Here is a 16,438-nt window from a genome sequence, read left to right on the forward strand (position 1 = left end):
TTGCCGATTTCACATGATGGCAGTCGGGACCGGGTGGTGCCGCCGACTGGTTTTACGGCGGGCCTGACGACCTTTACCTCAGCGGCTATGGCGTTCTTGGTGGTGTTTGCACTGGCCCTCGCGCTGGCAGCAGACCGATTATCAGATCGTTGGAGCGCAGCCCTAGCTGGCGGTGCGACGCTGCGCATCTCAGCCCCAGCTGAGCAGATGGATAGCCAATTGGCGCAGGCGGTGAAAGTTCTCAATACCACACCAGGGATTGCCGAAGTTCGGGTGATTACGCCGGAAGAACAACAGGCGCTGCTTGAGCCATGGTTTGGCCCTGATTTGCCGGTCGACGCGCTTCCTGTTCCGCGCCTTATTGATATCCGCGAAGATGGACGGGGTTATGATCCGCAGGGGCTACGTTTGCGGCTAGCAGCCGAAGTGCCCGGAGCGGTGCTGGACGATCACAGCCGTTGGCAGCGCCCCTTGGTCAAAGCAGCCCAGCGGGTTTGGGCTTTGGGACTGTTTTCTATCGTTTTGATGGGGGCAACCAGTGCGGCCATGATCACCCTTGCGACACGGGCAGCAATGGCGGCCAATGCTCAGGTGGTTGCAGTGCTCCGGTTGATCGGCGCACGCGACAGCTACATTGCAGCGGCTTTCGTGCGCCGCTTTACTCTGCGGGCTTTTTTAGGGGCGGTTATCGGCACAGCCGCCGGTGCTTTGGCCGTCTACCTTTTGCCGTCAAAAAACGATCAAGCCATGATTTTGTCTGGCCTTGGTTTTCAACAACTGCAATGGCTGTGGTTGCTGACTTTGCCACCGGTCATCGCGGTGGTGGCCTTTTTTGCAACCCGGCAGGCGACCCGCCGAGAACTGCGGAGACTTCGATAATGCGATATACGGCGCGCTGGCTACTTTCATTTTTATTTTCCATACAAATGTATCTTATGATGGCTGTTATCGGTGTGGCCTTTGCCCCATTGTCTGCTGTCAGCCACCGCTTTGCCTGTTTTACGGTGCAAACCTATTGCAGATGGGTGCGTTGGACTGCTGGATGGATGATCGGTCTAAAGTCGGAAATTCGCGGTCCGGTTCCAACGGATGGCGTTTTGATCGCCAGTAAACACCAAAGTTTCTTTGATATTATTTTAATAGTTAGCGTTATTCCCAAGCCAAAGTTCATTATGAAGAATATCCTTAGATGGGCGCCGGTTGTTGGCTGGTATGCCTATTTTTTGGATTGCATTCCGGTAAAGCGTGGCCGCCGGGCTGAAGCGATTAAGAAAATGTTAGCCGATATCAGCAACGGCACGGCGCAAGCAGGTCAACTTGTTATTTACCCTCAAGGCACGCGCGTCGCACCGAGAGCAAAACTACCATATAAGGTGGGCGCGGCGGTTCTATACAAAGAAACCGGTCAACCCTGCGTGCCCGCAGCGACCAATGTGGGGATTTTTTGGCCACGGCGGGGTGTTTACCGAAAACCGGGTCTGGCAGTTGTCGAATTTTTACCGACAATTGCACCGGGGCTGAACAAAGAAGATTTTTTAACCCGATTGGAAAATGTGGTTGAGACCCAGTCAGACATATTAATGCAAGAGGCGGAAAACCATGAAGTATATCGAAAATCTGGATGATTTATTGGCGCTTTATGGTCAGCCCAGTACGGCGGCACTTCAAAAAGTATCTCATATTCTGACCCCGCTTTATGCGAAATGGATCGCGGCATCGCAATTTTGTGTTCTAACGACCACTGGGCCCGAAGGTACGGACGGCAGTCCACGCGGAGATGCCGAGCCGGTTGTTAAAATCAGCGATGCGCAAACCCTTTTGATGCCCGACTGGCGCGGCAATAACCGGCTGGATAGCCTGCGCAATATTGTTGTGGACGGGCGGGTGTCTTTGATGTTCATGGTTGCGGGCAGCAATGAGGTGGTTCGTGTAAATGGCAGGGCAAAATTAACCACTGATGCCAACTTAAGGGCTGATTTTGAACGCAAAGGCAGACGCCCGGAAACGGTGATCGTGATCAAAATTACAGAAGTCTATATTCAATGTTCCCGCGCCCTTCTGCGCTCAGGATTATGGGCTGGAAACGAGATACAAGATTTACCAACCATGGGCGAGATTATAGCTGAGGCCAGCAACGGTGAAGCGGGTGGGCAAGAGTTTGATAGAGCCTGGCCAGAGCGGGCGGTTAAGACCTTGTGGTGATGGGCTGTTTATGGGGCATTGTTGATTTTGTTCCGCTTAAAATACCCAAACTGGCCAAATTGTCGGGTTTTTGAAATGACATTCGTGTTTCTTTAAACGCTTTAGGTTTCGGATGCGAAACTGCGATGCCATCAATCGCCGCATGCGACCCAAAAATTGTCGGAATCGCTGTGCTGTTTTTGATCAAGGCACATTATACGCACATATGAGCGACCCCATGCACCCAATAGGGAATGAATTATGAGTTATAAGTCAGATATCGAAATTGCCCGCGAAGCGAATAAAAAACCGATCCAAGAGATCGGCGCAAAATTGGATATTCCGTCCGAGCATCTTTTGCCCTATGGCCATGATAAGGCAAAGGTCAGTCAGGAATTTATCAACTCGGTTCAAAGCAAGCCGGATGGCAAGCTTATCTTGGTGACCGCGATCAACCCGACACCGGCAGGGGAAGGCAAAACCACCACCACCGTTGGATTGGGCGACGGGCTCAACCGCATTGGTAAGCGTGCAGCTATTTGTATCCGCGAAGCCTCGCTTGGACCTTGTTTCGGGATGAAAGGCGGCGCAGCAGGCGGCGGCTATGCCCAAGTGGTTCCGATGGAAGAAATGAACCTTCATTTCACTGGGGATTTCCACGCCATCACTTCAGCGCATAATTTGCTCTCTGCGATGATCGACAATCACATATACTGGGGCAACAAGCTTGAGATTGATCAGCGCCGTGTGGTGTGGCGCCGTGTAATGGATATGAACGATCGAGCGCTGCGTGATATTGTGACCTCGCTTGGTGGCGTGACCAACGGCTATCCGCGTCAAACCGGGTTTGATATTACCGTGGCCTCTGAGGTTATGGCGATCTTGTGTCTGGCAACCTCGCTTGAGGATCTGCAAAAGCGGTTGGGTGATATCATTGTGGCTTACCGCCGGGACAGAACGCCGGTCTATTGCCGTGATATTAAAGCCGATGGCGCGATGACGGTTTTGCTTAAAGATGCGATGCAGCCAAACTTGGTTCAAACGCTGGAAAACAATCCCGCTTTTGTCCACGGTGGCCCTTTTGCCAATATCGCCCATGGCTGTAATTCTGTGATGGCAACCACAACAGCCCTAAAGGTTGCCGATTATGTGGTGACCGAAGCCGGATTTGGCGCCGATCTTGGGGCCGAAAAATTCATGAATATCAAATGCCGCAAAGCTGGTCTTGCGCCTGCCGCTGTGGTGATCGTGGCAACTGTCCGGGCAATGAAGATGAACGGCGGGGTGGCAAAGGCCGACCTTGGTCCGGAAAATGTCGACGCTGTGAAAGCAGGTTGCCCGAACCTTGGCCGCCATATCGAGAATGTAAAATCCTTTGGGGTGCCTGTGGTGGTTGGAATAAACCATTTTGTCACCGATACAGATGCCGAGGTGCAAGCCGTTAAGGACTATGTTGCCGAGCAGGGCGCAGAAGCCATTTTGTGCCAGCACTGGGAAAAAGGGTCCGAAGGCACGGTCGAACTGGCAACTCGCGTGGCTGAAATTGCGGATGCGGATATGGCCAACTTTGCACCGCTTTACAGCGATGATCTAAGCCTGTTTGAGAAAATCGAAACAGTGGCAAAGCGGATTTACCGCGCGGATGAGGTTTTGGCTGATGGCAAAATCCGCAACCAACTTAAAGACTGGGAAGCTGCGGGTTATGGCCATCTTCCGGTTTGTATGGCGAAAACCCAATATAGCTTTACCACCGATCCGAACCGACGCGGCGCGCCATTGGGCCATTCTGTACCGGTGCGTGAGGTGCGCCTAAGCGCGGGAGCCGGATTTATTGTTGTCATCTGCGGTGAGATTATGACGATGCCCGGGCTGCCATCCGTACCAGCCTCGGAATCGATAATGCTCAATTCTGAGGGCCAGATTGAAGGGCTGTTTTAATCCACGATCGGTTGTCCTCACCCAATTGATAGAGTAACTGCTGGTGGTCTTTGCCGTGCGAAATGCACAATTATGCCAAGACCACTACAGCGCTAAATAGACAAAAGGAACGCACCAATGGGCGCCAAGATTATTGATGGAAAAGCTTTTGCCGCAAAAATTCGCGAACAGGTTGCAGTCCATGTTGCTGCTCTTAAAGCCGAGCATCAAATCACACCAGGACTGGCCGTGGTGCTTGTGGGCGAAGATCCCGCAAGTCAGGTTTATGTGCGCTCGAAGGGAAAACAAACCACTGAGGTCGGGATGAACAGTTATGAGCATAAGCTTGATGCCGGCACATCGGAGGCTGATCTATTGGCTTTGATTGATCAGTTGAATGCAGACCCTGCGGTGCATGGTATTTTGGTACAATTGCCGCTGCCCAAACATTTAAACGAAGATCTGGTGATTAACTCAATCGCGCCGGAAAAGGATGTGGACGGTTTTCATATTTCGAACGTCGGATTGCTTGGAACAGGTCAGAAATCAATGGTGCCTTGTACGCCGCTAGGCTGTTTGATGATGCTACGTGATCATCATGGGTCTTTGTCAGGATTGGACGCCGTCGTGATCGGACGTTCAAACATTGTTGGAAAACCCATGGTGCAGCTGCTGCTCAATGATAGCTGCACCGTAACCGTGGCGCACAGCCGAACCAAAAACCTGCCTGATGTAGTGGGCCGCGCTGATATTGTGGTGGCTGCCGTTGGCCGTGCGCAAATGGTGCCCGGTGACTGGATCAAACCGGGCGCTACGGTCATTGATGTCGGCATCAACCGGATTGACAAACCCGAGGGCGGCACGCGCTTGGTAGGGGACGTGGATTATGAAAGCTGCGCAGCTGTGGCCGGTGCCATTACGCCCGTTCCAGGGGGCGTTGGACCAATGACAATCGCCTGTCTTTTGGCCAACACTGTGACCGCCTGCTGCCGCACAAACGGTGTGGCTGAGCCTAAAGGGCTTACGGTTTAATCGCGCGGCATCGGGATCGGCCGGGCCTGTTTTCCGGTTAAAATGGCAACGGCTTCGGGCCGCATTAAGCTGCATAGCGCCTCGGACTGGGTTTTAAGGCCACCTGTAAAGGTACCGTAGGCGGGTAGGATCAACCGGTCACTGTCAAGCAAAAAACAGGGTTTTGAGATTGATTTCCCGCGCAGACTTATTTGGGCTTTGGGGTGATAATGCCCTGAAATTTCGCCATTTTCTCGGCTACTTGAAATATGCCGGAACACCAACGGGGGCTTGGGCAGCGCAGTCATATAAGTGCCGCCTAATTCCATCGGACCAGGATCATGGTTGCCCTCGATCCAAATCCATCGCCGCCCGGCTTGCAAACGCGAAATCCACTGAAGTTCCGCTTCGGGCAAACGGTCCCCAGAGAGCTTGTCATCAAAACTATCGCCCAGACAGACAATCACTTCGGCGCGGGTCAGCGTGATGTCGGCCTCAAGACGATAAAGCGTATCGCGGGTTTCATAGGGCGGCAACATCGGGCCGCCGCGCCGCATAACGCGGTCGGCTTTGCCCAGATGCAGATCAGAAACACAAAGCAGATTTTTTTCTGGCCACCACATGGCACCAGAGCCCAAAGCAACCAAAGATGCGCCTGCCAGTGTAAAGTGATAGCTGCTCATATCCCCTAAAGGCCAGAGTTCGGCGCATTTGGCAAGCCTAGAAATCCAATCCGGCTTCCTCAATAAGGGCTTCTGTATGTTCAGAAATCAATCGCTCTACCGCTTGTCCATCTACTGGCACCCGTCCTGCTTCTAAAAATAAAGGAGCAGAAAAAGGTGACAGATATGGCAGATCGCGGTGTTCGATCCGCCCGTTTATCCGGTCAAGCATTTGCCGAATGCGAGAAAAATCCACCAGCCCACGCATTGCTTCGCCTTTGGTTATTTGCATCATCAGGTGGTCTGGGTCATATTTCAATAAAGTGTCATAGAGAATATCCGAAGAAAAGGTCGCTTGGCGGCCCGATTTTTGCAGCCCCGGCAAGTTTCGTTCGATCAAACCAGCAATGGTAGCGACTGAGCGAAAGCTGCGCTTCATCACTGCGTTGCTGGCCAACCATTCGCCTAAACCGCATTCCAAATCATTAGGATCAAACAGGCTTTTTGGGGTTTTAATTGGCTCTAAGCCCCAAATCAGGGTTGCATAGTCCGTGGCCACGAACCCCAAGGGCGCAAGCCCTCTTGCTTCAAGCTGTTTGGTTAGCAAAAGCCCCAGTGTCTGTTGGGCATTACGTCCGGCAAAACCATACACGCACAAATGATGCAGGTCTTGGCGGGGGAATGTTTCAAGCAAAAGCGTATCAGGCTGAGGTAACGCCGAGATTGCAATTTGCTTTTCCAGCCACTGCACTGTGTGTGCCGGCAGACACGACCAGTTTTTGTTAGAAAAACGGTTTAATATTCGGTCGCACAGTTGGGTTGAGGTGGCAAATTTAGTGCCGCTGTATGTTGCGATCTTTGGTTTTTTCTTTGCGTGACGGGACACCTCGACCGTCATTTCACGCAGGTTTTCAAATCGCACCACTTGGCCACCAATCAAAAACGTATCCCCCGGCGACAGAGTAGCGGCAAAAGCTTCTTCAACTTCGCCCAGCGGCTTGCCGCCGCGCCGACGTTGAAGTCGCACTTTTAGGGTATCATTGTCTTGTATGGTGCCGGCATTCATCCGGATGCGCGGCGCACTTCGCATGTCCCGCAGGCTATACTTACCATCTGGTTGCTGGATTAAACGGTGCCACTGATCATAACGCCTAAGTGCGTAGCCTCCTGTGGTGCAAAAATCCAAACATTGGTCAAACTCAGCCCGGGTCAGTGCGCTATAGCTGCCGGTGGTGCAGACTTCGGCATAAAGTTCGTCTGCGTCAAAAGGGCCGGCACAAGCAACCAACACGATATGCTGGCAGAGCACATCCAATGGTTTTCCGGCACGCTTTTCCCCATCAAGATCATTTGCAATCACGGCTTCAAGTGCGGCCACACATTCAACAATCTCAAACCGGTTGGCCGGAACGATCAGCGCCTTGGACGGGGCATTGTAACGGTGGTTCGCCCGTCCGATGCGCTGCACCAACCGTTTGACATTTTTTGGTGCTCCGATCTGGATCACCAGATCAACGTCCCCCCAGTCAATTCCAAGATCAAGGCTGCCGGTGCACACAATCGCGCGCAGCTCGCCTGCGGTCATGGCAGCTTCGACATTTTGCCTTTGCACCCGATCAAGGCTGCCGTGATGGATTGCAATTGGTAGGTGATCGCTGTTGGCTAGCCAAAGGTGATGGAAAAATATTTCTGCCTGCGCGCGCGTGTTGTGAAAAATAAGCGTCGTTTTATGTTGTTTGATTTGCTCTAGGACCGGCTCAACCGCATAGCGCCCGCCCGCCCCTGACCACGGGGGCGGCATATCTGTTTTTAGCATTGATATATCGGGCGCCGGTCCACCATCGGCAACGCAGACTGGGCAAGCATCTGCTGCGCCCGATAGCAATTCGGTGATTGCATGCGGATCATCGACTGTGGCGGATAGACCAACCCGGCGCAGGGTGGGACAAATTCCATTGAGGCGGCTTAATGCCAAAGCCAGTTGATCGCCGCGCTTGCTTTCGGCCAATGCATGGATTTCATCCACCAATACTCTTTGCAAACCTGCAAAGATTAGTGGGGCTTCTGGATAAGATATAAGCAGCGCGAGGCTTTCTGGTGTTGTCAAAAGAATCTGCGGTGGATCGGCCCGCTGGCGGCGTTTGATATGGGATGATGTATCGCCGGTACGATCCTCGACTTTGATGTCCAAATTCATGTCGCGAATTGGGGTCATCAGGTTGCGCTTGATATCTGCGGTCAAAGCTTTCAGCGGTGAGACATAAATAGTATGAAGGCCTTGGTGTGGATGATTTGCCAAGTCTGCCAGCGTCGGCAAAAACCCGGCCAGAGTTTTTCCTGCACCGGTTGGAGCGATCAACAATTGGGCGGGTAAATCGGCGCTTTGCAGCATGTCGCGCTGATGGGGAAACAGATGCCAGCCTTTGCTTGAAACCCATTTAAGAACTATGTCTGTACTGTCTATCATTGGGTTTTTTTTGCTTAATTAATTAATTGGTTTGGCTAGGCACAGCGCGCGCCACAGACCTTTGCGTTACAAGGCATGTGGGGTAATTTACCCACCTGCTGCGCCATCAAATACTAAGAAATATCTTACATCATTTTGCGGTTTTGCGTTGGGTTGCACCAATGTAGTGACATAAAAATCAAAAATGCTGTACACTCTTTGAAGTGTGTCAGAGGGCCCTCCAATTTCCAACAGCGTGATATACCCCTTGTTCAAAGCCATTTTATGGCTCACGGACTGCCGCTCGATAAGATAGGTGGTAAAGCCCTTTGGCTTGGCGGCTACAGCTTGAGGCGTCGCACTTTCAACTTTTAGCTGTAATTCAACAAGATTATTTGCTTGCGCACTAATTTTACTTGTCACAAACAATCCACTGCGCAACTGTGAAATAATGATGTCTGCGCTCTTGGTCAGGGTGGGGGCATCAAAAGTTTGGCCAAAGAAAGCTGTTTGGGCTTTTGCTGAGCTAACTGTTAACGTTTGCTGGTTGATGGTTGGAATTTGGTTATCGGAAATGAACTTTTGCTTTTGTGATGCACCCATAAGCAGGGTGTATTGACGTAAATGTTGCAATTTGCTCGCGGCAGTTTTTGGTTCTTCCAAAAGTTGGTTTTTGCGCTTTAGACCGGCTATTTGAGACCCGCCCAACTTAATCACATTGAGAGAAAATTTGTGTTTTGCGGCGGCTTGGATCGTAATGGCATTGGACACTTTTCCAGGGAAAAACTGTTCTGCGATTTCCAGTGCCAGTTTTGATTTTTTTGGGCTGGTAACAGATCCGGATACAATGACACCTTGATTGGCAGGCATCACACGAAGGTTATCTTTGGGCAGCACTTCTTTAAGTCTGGCACGCAACTCGCGCACATCTATTTCTACTTTGACCTCGATGGTTTTTAAAAGATCACCGCTATCACTTAGAAAAGTAAGCGAGGTTAGACCCGGTAATTTTCCAATTAAATAAAGCGATGTGTCAGAGACCACTGAAAAATCAGCGATCCGAGGATTGGCAATGGTTACCTCTTGGATACCTTCAGGAACAGTAATGATCAGCGATGTATCGGCATGCAACCGCACCGATGTGTCAATCTCGCTCAGACTGACCGACTGGGCAAAAGCAAGGACTGGGCCCAAGACACTTAGCAGTGCAGCAAATAAAAAGCTGATCGCTTTAAATAGTTTCATTTTTGCCCTTTGGTTGCCCAATGCGTGCCTTTTGATACATATATCTATCTGATAGCAAAAAAAGTACCAAAACCACAACGGTTTAACAAAAGCAGCCGGTCTGCCGCAAAATAATCGCGCAGCCCAGACGTGGATCGTTGCCGTGGCCTAGTCTACGATTGTGGCTTCTGTTGAGGCGCGCATCTCGTCTTCGCTGACGCCCTCGGCGCATTCGACGATTTTCAGACCGCCTTCAACCACATCAAGAACACCCAAGTTGGTGATAATCCGGTCTACGACACCCTTGCCGGTGAGCGGCAGGCTACAGGCTTTCAGCACTTTGCTTTGCCCGTGTTTGTTGGTGTGGTCCATCACCACCACCACACGGCCCACACCGGCCACCAAATCCATCGCGCCGCCCATGCCTTTGACCAGCTTGCCGGGGATCATCCAATTGGCCAGATCGCCGTTTTCCGCCACTTCCATCGCCCCCAAAATCGCCATTGCAATCTTGCCGCCTCGGATCATGCCAAAGCTGGTGGCACTGTCGAAATAGGCGGTCTGCGGCAATTCGGTAATGGTCTGTTTGCCAGCATTGATAAGATCGGGATCTTCCGTGCCTTCGATCGGAAACGGCCCCATACCCAGCATGCCGTTTTCCGATTGCAGCGTCACCTCGATCCCATCAGGGATATAATTGCTGACCAGCGTCGGAATGCCGATACCCAGATTGACGTACCAGCCGTCTTGCAGCTCTTGCGCAGCGCGCGCGGCCATTTGATTGCGGTCCCACATGATCAAATCTCCTTTATGCGGCTGGGCGCGTTGTGCGCTGTTCAATGCGTTTCTCGTGCTCGCCCTGGATCAAGCGGTGCACATAAATCCCTGGAAGGTGAATAGTGTCGGGATCAAGCGATCCGGTTTCGACGATTTCTTCAACCTCGACCACGCAGGTCTTGCCGCACATGGCCGCCGGTGGATTGAAGTTGCGCGCTGTTTTGCGAAACACAAGATTGCCGGTTTCATCAGCTTTCCAAGCTTTCACAATCGCCAGATCGGCAAAAATACCGCGCTCCATGATATAGGTTTCCCCGTCGAAATCTTTATGCTCTTTGCCCTCGGCAATCACAGTCCCCACACCGGTCTTGGTATAAAACCCCGGGATGCCGCAGCCGCCTGCGCGCATCCGCTCGGCCAACGTGCCTTGTGGGTTAAACTCAAGCTCTAGCTCGCCTGAAAGATACTGGCGCATAAATTCGGCGTTTTCCCCCACATAAGAGCTGATCATCTTTTTGACCTGCTTGGTTTGCAGCAGTATCCCGATGCCAAAATCATCAACGCCGGCATTGTTTGAGGCAAAAGTCATATCCTTGGTGCCGGCTTCTTTGATGGCCTGCAAAAGCAGTTCCGGTATCCCGCACAGACCAAAGCCGCCCGATGCAATAAACATCCCGTCAAACAGCAAACCGTCCAACGCCTCCGAAGCTGAGCCGTATATTTTCTTCATCGGAAATCTCTCCCTCATATATCTTAAAAAGATATGTGACCAAAGCCGGGCTTAGAGTCAATTCAGAGCTGGGTTTCAAAAGTTGAAATCACGCAAGAATTCAAAAAAACTTGGTATTAGCACGGCAGATCAAAGCCCGTCTGAGCATCAGATCATTATTTTGCTTTGGCTTTCTTGCGGGCAGCAGGGCGCTTTTTGCCGCTTTTTGCTGCCTTTTCCGCGATTAAAGCCACCGCAATATCCATTGTTACGTCTTCAGGCGCCACATCTTTGGGCAGTGTAGCGTTGATTTTGCCAAATTTGACATAGGGACCATAGCGTCCATCCATCACATTTACCGGTCCGCCTTCGCTTGGATGCTCGCCCAATTCCTTGATCGGCTTGGCCGCCGCCCGCCGTCCGCCGCTGCTGGCTGCTTTTTTGGCAAGCTCTTCAACGGCGCGGTTCATGCCAATGGTGAAGACTTCGTCAACTTCTTTGATGTTGGCATAGAGCGAGCCATGTTTGACGAACGGCCCATAGCGTCCAATGCCAGCCTCGATCATCACCCCGTCTTCGGGGTGTGGGCCTACTTCACGCGGCAAATCAAGCAGCATCAGAGCTTTTTCCAAATCCATATCGGTGGCGGGCCAGCCTTTGGGCAGGCTGGCGCGGGGCGGTTTTGGAATATCTTCACTGACTTCGCCGCGCTGCACATAAGGCCCGAACCGACCCGTGCGAAGATGTATTTCATCGCCCTCATTTTCGCCCAAAAGACGATCACCGCTTTCGGCGTTTTCGCCTGAGATCGGGCGGGTATAGCGGCATTCTGGATAATTTCCACAGCCAACAAAACCGCCCGTGCGGGATGTTTTAAGATGAAGGCGACCAACGCCGCATTGTGGGCAAGCGCGTGGATCGCTGCCATCTTCGCGTGGCGGATACAGCTGGGGCGCGAGGTTTTCGTCAAGAATATCAAGAACCTGTGTGATGCGTAGTTCTGATGTTTCGGCAATTGCCGCCGAGAAATCCCGCCAAAAAGCCCCCAATACCTCTTTGTAGTTTGTTTTTCCAGCGCTGACATGATCAAGCTGATCTTCCAGCCCAGCGGTAAAATCAAACCCGACATAGCGGCGAAAGAAATTCAGCAAAAAGATGGTGACAATGCGCCCCTTGTCTTCTGGGAAGAGACGGTTTTGTTCTTTGCGGACATATTCGCGCTCCTGAATAGTGGTCACGATACTGGCATAAGTTGACGGCCGCCCGATACCCAGCTCTTCCATGCGCTTGACCAACGTTGCTTCGGTAAAGCGCGGCGGAGGCTGGGTGAAATGTTGGGTCGGCGTAATGCTTTGCTTGACCAGCGCATCACCTTGCATCAACTGCGGCAGGCGTTTGTCGTTATCGTCGCTGGCGCTGTCATCACGGCCTTCTTCATAGACCCGCAGAAATCCGTCGAACAGCACCACTTGGCCGGTCGCACGCAGCCCGACCTGCGCATCTGCACTGCCAATATCAACCGTGGTGCGTTCAAGCCGCGCCGCAGCCATCTGGCAAGCAATGGTCCGCTTGTAGATCAGATCGTAAAGCCGCCTCTGGTCTGCATCGGTCAGTTTCAGGCTTGCGGTATCGCGGCGCGCATCTGTGGGGCGGATGCACTCATGGGCTTCTTGGGCGTTTTTGGCTTTATTTTTATACATGCGCGGGCTGCTGGGGACATAGTCATCCCCGTAACGCTCTTTGATCGCATCTCGGGTTTCCATCACTGCTTCGGGTGCCATGTCGATGCCGTCGGTCCGCATATAGGTGATAAGCCCGGCCTCATAAAGCCGCTGCGCGGCATTCATGGTTTGCCGCGCGCCCATGCCAAACTTGCGCGAGGCCTCTTGCTGCAGCGTCGATGTCATAAAAGGTGCTGATGGATTCCGGTTTACAGGTTTGGCTTCAACTGATGTGACCTGTAAATCACGGCTGTTGATTGCTTGGACGGCCAATTCGGCTTGTGTGCCGTTCTCCAGATCGTGTGTATCTAGCTTTTTGCCGGCCAAACTGACCAACCGCGCTTCAAAATCTTGCCCGCGAGGAGAGCCGAGCAACGCTTTCACCGACCAGTATTCCTTGGCCTGAAAAGCTTCGATTTCCATTTCACGCTCGACAATCAGTCGTAGGCAAACCGATTGCACCCGACCAGCGGATTTTGCCCCTGGCAGTTTGCGCCACAGAACAGGCGAAAGATTAAAGCCCACCAGATAATCCAGCGCGCGGCGTGCCAGATACGCCTCGACCAATGGTGCATCGACCTGCCGTGGGTTTTGCATGGCTTCGGTGACAGCGGCTTTGGTGATCGCGTTGAACACCACCCGGCTTACAGGGGTGTCTTTCTTGATCGCTTTGCGTTTGCGCAGCGCTTCTTCAAGGTGCCAGCTAATGGCTTCGCCTTCGCGGTCCGGGTCCGTTGCAAGGATTAGCTCATTGTCATCCTTAAGCGCATCAGCAATGGCTTTGATATGTTTGCGGCTGTCGGCGCCAACCTCCCATTGCATTTCGAAATCGGCGTCTGTGTCGACCGACCCGTCTTTGGCAGGTAGGTCCCGAACGTGCCCGTAAGAGGCCAAAACTGTAAAATCCGAACCAAGATATTTATTGATTGTTTTTGCTTTGGCTGGGGATTCTACCACAACGACCGGCATGCAATTTCCTTTCGACTCGGTTGGGCCTCTTTGGCGGCGGAAGATGCGTTTGAATGAGTGTGTTTGTCAATGAGGCCATTTCAAAACTGTGCAAAAATAACAAAAGTTTGAACTTTAGATAGTCCCAAAGACGTTTTGATGCTTCTGTCATGGACCGTTCTACGGTTGCTCAAGCGCCACCATTCCCCCCGGCTGACGCTGAACTTTGCGGGCAATTTCAAGCTCTATCAACGCTGCAGAAAACTCTGCGGAATTTGCCCGTAGATCGCGGATTAATTGGTCTTCGGCTAGCGGAGAGGGCCCAAGCCGATCTAGGATCAACTGATGAAGTTTGGCGGTTTGCTGCAGGGTGCGGGGTTTGGGCGCGGTTTGGTCAGGTAGTTGGCGTTGGGGCGGCTTTATGGTTTGCAGCGCAACCGGCCCAATGGCGTCGATAACATCTTGGGCAGATCGCACCAGCGTTGCGCCGTCGCGGATCAGCAGATTACAGCCCGAGGCGCGCGCATCAAATGGATGCCCCGGCACCGCAAGCACGTCGCGGCCCTGATCCAAAGCTGTTTTAGCGGTGATTAAACTGCCGGATTTACCCGCTGCTTCAATCACCACAACCTGCTGCGCTAGTCCCGATATCAACCGATTGCGGATTGGAAAATGCCGCGCTTTTGGCGGTAATCCAATCGGTTGCTCGGACAGCAGCAAGCCGGTCTCAGAAATATCTTTCCAGAGCGCAGCATTTTCCGCAGGATATTTAAAATCAACTCCGCCGGCTTGAACCGCCACTGTGCCTGTCGCAAGTGATGCGGTATGGGCTGCTGTATCAATGCCACGGGCGAGGCCAGAAACAACAACAAAGCCTTTAGCGCCCAAATCTGCGGCCATCAATTTGGTCATCCTAAGCCCTAATGACGAGGCATTGCGCGCACCCACGAGGGCAATTTGAGGCCGCTGCAATAGCTCTAGATCGCCGACCGCCCACAAAAACGGGGGCGCGTCCGTAAGGTCATCAAAGGATAAGGGATAATCGGGTGTCCCGCGAAAAACCATCCGAGCCGCGCGTTTTTTGCCCGCTGCCATTTCAGACCGAGCTGCGCTTTCAGAAAATGCGGTGTAGTTTTGCAGGTCCGCATCTGCAGCCACTTGGGGAAGTGCGGCAAGAGCTGCCTGCGCCGAGCCATAGTTGGACATCAATCGGTAAAAGGTGCTCAAGCCAACGCGGTAAGAGCGTAAGAGACGAAGCCATGCTACCCGGTCATCTTCCGTGGTGGGTGGGAGTAGGGGGTGAGAGGAAGAGAATATCTCGTCGGCCATCACAACTCCGTCGCTTACAGAATCATATGTACGGCAGAACAGGTTAATTCAGAGTAAAAGCGCCAAAGTTAGCCTGCCGAGCCGCCCACGGTCAGACCGCCAATCATCACTGTTGGCTGTCCAACCCCGACCGGTACCCATTGGCCGGCTTTGCCGCAGCTGCCCATGCCCGGATCAAGTGCCATATCATTGCCTAAAGCTCGGATTTGTTTCAAAGCCGTGGCCCCATCACCAATCAAGGTGGCGCCTTTGATCGGTTGCCCGACCTTGCCATTCTTAACGCGGTAGGCCTCGGTGCAGGAAAATACAAATTTACCGTTCGTGATATCCACCTGACCGCCGCCAAAGCCAACTGCATAAATACCGTCTTTGAGATCGGATAAAATATCAGAAGGAGTATTGGAACCGCCGAGCATGTAGGTGTTGGTCATGCGCGGCATCGGCGCATGGGCATAGCTTTGCCGGCGCCCATTTCCCGTTGGTTCAACACCCATCAACCGCGCGTTCTGGCGATCCTGCATATAGCCAACCAGTACACCATTTTCGATCAGGGTATTTTTGCCTGAAGGCGTGCCCTCGTCATCAATGCTGATTGATCCACGGCGGTCGGGAATTGTTCCATCGTCAAGAACTGTCACGTCACGAGAGGCTATTTGTTTGCCCATCAGACCAGCAAAGGCGCTGCTGCCTTTGCGGTTAAAATCGCCCTCTAATCCGTGTCCAATAGCCTCATGCAGTAATATCCCCGGCCATCCCGGTCCTAAAACCACATCCATTTCACCGGCTGGGGCAGGTATGGCGTCTAGATTTACCAGAGCAATCCGTAACGCTTCGCGCGCCTTGGGTTGCCAATCTTCTGCGCGCATCAGCCGATCCAGTTCGTAGCGCCCGCCGCCGCCTGCTGATCCAGTTTCGCGGCGGCCGTCATGCTCTACGATGACCGATATATTGACCCGCGTCATTGGCCGGGTATCGCTGTAAATTGTTCCGTCCGGTCGAAGTATCACAACGTCTTGGCATTCGGCAGACACTACAGCACTGACTTGAACGACCCGCGGATCAAGCCCACGCAAAAAGGCATCAATTTCACACAGAAGATCCACTTTGCTGGCAAATGTGGTCTCTGAGGTGGGATCAATTGGGCGATAGAGCGAGCGGTTTGTGCGCACCGGTGCATCGGCCCATGTTCCACCGCCGGACTGCGCCGCCAGTGCCACCGTGCCTTGGGCACGTTTGAGCGCAGCCTCGGATATTTCTGTTGAATGCGCATAGCCGGTGATCTCACCCAAAACTGCCCGCAGACCAAAGCCTTCTTCGGCATTAAAATTTGCTGATTTCAAACGGCCGTCGTCAAACACTAAAGTTTCAGACCGCCTACGCTCTAAAAAAAGCTCGCCATCTTCTGCTTGGTGAACCGTTTTTTGCAATATGGATAGTGCAGTTTTCTGGTCAAGAAGTGTCTCAAAGGGCGCGAAAGCGAGGTCTGTCATAGTGGGGGGTCCGGATCAGGTAC

General features: G+C 52.6%; 13 protein-coding genes. 5 read left to right on the forward strand and 8 right to left on the reverse strand.

The features are described from left to right. Positions 1-87: 87 nt before the first annotated feature. The 5 genes from GN278_04280 to folD all read left to right on the forward strand — a co-directional run bounded on the left by GN278_04280 (position 88) and on the right by folD (position 5,130). Complete coding sequence (locus tag GN278_04280; GenBank protein XAT62539.1) at positions 88-879, forward strand: FtsX-like permease family protein; 792 nt, start codon at positions 88-90, stop codon at positions 877-879. Next, on the forward strand, positions 879-1,625 hold the full coding sequence (locus tag GN278_04285; protein XAT60101.1) for a 1-acyl-sn-glycerol-3-phosphate acyltransferase: 747 nt from the start codon (positions 879-881) through the stop codon (positions 1,623-1,625). The genes GN278_04280 and GN278_04285 overlap by 1 nt, the downstream gene beginning before the upstream one ends. Then, entirely contained in the window at positions 1,600-2,202 is a 603-nt protein-coding gene (locus tag GN278_04290) for a pyridoxamine 5'-phosphate oxidase family protein (GenBank protein XAT60102.1), read from the forward strand. Before GN278_04285 ends, GN278_04290 begins: the two co-directional genes overlap by 26 nt. Before the next feature lie 240 nt (positions 2,203-2,442). Further along, positions 2,443-4,119 carry a formate--tetrahydrofolate ligase gene (locus GN278_04295; GenBank protein ID XAT60103.1) on the forward strand — a complete coding sequence of 559 codons (1,677 nt, stop codon included), beginning with the start codon at positions 2,443-2,445 and terminating at the stop codon, positions 4,117-4,119. Between the two features lie 117 nt (positions 4,120-4,236). Then, positions 4,237-5,130, forward strand: coding sequence for a bifunctional methylenetetrahydrofolate dehydrogenase/methenyltetrahydrofolate cyclohydrolase FolD (gene folD, locus GN278_04300; GenBank protein XAT60104.1), 894 nt, complete (start codon positions 4,237-4,239; stop codon positions 5,128-5,130). On the opposite strand, the gene pdeM is transcribed toward folD, so the two are convergent. The 8 genes from pdeM to tldD form a co-directional block, all read right to left on the reverse strand. Then, positions 5,127-5,792, reverse strand: coding sequence for a ligase-associated DNA damage response endonuclease PdeM (gene pdeM / locus GN278_04305; protein XAT60105.1), 666 nt, complete (start codon positions 5,790-5,792; stop codon positions 5,127-5,129). The genes folD and pdeM overlap by 4 nt on opposite strands. Positions 5,793-5,829: 37 nt before the next feature. Further along, positions 5,830-8,238, reverse strand: coding sequence for a ligase-associated DNA damage response DEXH box helicase (locus GN278_04310; protein ID XAT60106.1), 2,409 nt, complete (start codon positions 8,236-8,238; stop codon positions 5,830-5,832). Positions 8,239-8,325: 87 nt separating this feature from the next. Further along, entirely contained in the window at positions 8,326-9,462 is a 1,137-nt protein-coding gene (locus tag GN278_04315; protein XAT60107.1) for a hypothetical protein, read from the reverse strand. A gap of 147 nt (positions 9,463-9,609) precedes the next feature. Continuing rightward, the gene (locus GN278_04320) at positions 9,610-10,239 is read right to left on the reverse strand and encodes a 3-oxoacid CoA-transferase subunit B (GenBank protein XAT62540.1); all 630 of its coding nucleotides are present in this window, start codon (positions 10,237-10,239) and stop codon (positions 9,610-9,612) included. A gap of 10 nt (positions 10,240-10,249) precedes the next feature. Then, entirely contained in the window at positions 10,250-10,948 is a 699-nt protein-coding gene (locus GN278_04325; GenBank protein ID XAT60108.1) for a 3-oxoacid CoA-transferase subunit A, read from the reverse strand. A gap of 155 nt (positions 10,949-11,103) precedes the next feature. Continuing rightward, positions 11,104-13,617 carry a type I DNA topoisomerase gene (topA, locus tag GN278_04330; protein XAT60109.1) on the reverse strand — a complete coding sequence of 838 codons (2,514 nt, stop codon included), beginning with the start codon at positions 13,615-13,617 and terminating at the stop codon, positions 11,104-11,106. A 159-nt stretch (positions 13,618-13,776) separates the two neighbouring features. Further along, entirely contained in the window at positions 13,777-14,925 is a 1,149-nt protein-coding gene (gene dprA / locus GN278_04335; protein XAT60110.1) for a DNA-protecting protein DprA, read from the reverse strand. Positions 14,926-14,993: 68 nt separating this feature from the next. After that, positions 14,994-16,415, reverse strand: coding sequence for a metalloprotease TldD (tldD, locus tag GN278_04340; protein XAT60111.1), 1,422 nt, complete (start codon positions 16,413-16,415; stop codon positions 14,994-14,996). Between the last annotated feature and the right edge of the window lie 23 nt (positions 16,416-16,438).

It is taken from the genome of Rhodobacteraceae bacterium Araon29, assembly GCA_039640505.1.
Taxonomy (GTDB): Bacteria; Pseudomonadota; Alphaproteobacteria; order Rhodobacterales; family Rhodobacteraceae; genus CABZJG01.

Excerpts from the sequence above, each read along its gene's own strand:
- GN278_04280 (XAT62539.1), top strand. The coding sequence starts at position 88 with ATGGCGTTCTTGGTGGTGTTTGCACTGGCCCTCGCGCTGGCAGCAGAC.
- GN278_04285 (XAT60101.1), top strand. The coding sequence starts at position 879 with ATGCGATATACGGCGCGCTGGCTACTTTCATTTTTATTTTCCATACAA.
- GN278_04290 (XAT60102.1), top strand. The coding sequence starts at position 1,600 with ATGAAGTATATCGAAAATCTGGATGATTTATTGGCGCTTTATGGTCAG.
- GN278_04295 (XAT60103.1), top strand. The coding sequence starts at position 2,443 with ATGAGTTATAAGTCAGATATCGAAATTGCCCGCGAAGCGAATAAAAAA.
- folD (XAT60104.1), top strand. The coding sequence starts at position 4,237 with ATGGGCGCCAAGATTATTGATGGAAAAGCTTTTGCCGCAAAAATTCGC.
- pdeM (XAT60105.1), bottom strand. The coding sequence starts at position 5,792 with ATGAGCAGCTATCACTTTACACTGGCAGGCGCATCTTTGGTTGCTTTG.
- GN278_04310 (XAT60106.1), bottom strand. The coding sequence starts at position 8,238 with ATGATAGACAGTACAGACATAGTTCTTAAATGGGTTTCAAGCAAAGGC.
- GN278_04315 (XAT60107.1), bottom strand. The coding sequence starts at position 9,462 with ATGAAACTATTTAAAGCGATCAGCTTTTTATTTGCTGCACTGCTAAGT.
- GN278_04325 (XAT60108.1), bottom strand. The coding sequence starts at position 10,948 with ATGAAGAAAATATACGGCTCAGCTTCGGAGGCGTTGGACGGTTTGCTG.
- topA (XAT60109.1), bottom strand. The coding sequence starts at position 13,617 with ATGCCGGTCGTTGTGGTAGAATCCCCAGCCAAAGCAAAAACAATCAAT.
- dprA (XAT60110.1), bottom strand. The coding sequence starts at position 14,925 with ATGGCCGACGAGATATTCTCTTCCTCTCACCCCCTACTCCCACCCACC.
- tldD (XAT60111.1), bottom strand. The coding sequence starts at position 16,415 with ATGACAGACCTCGCTTTCGCGCCCTTTGAGACACTTCTTGACCAGAAA.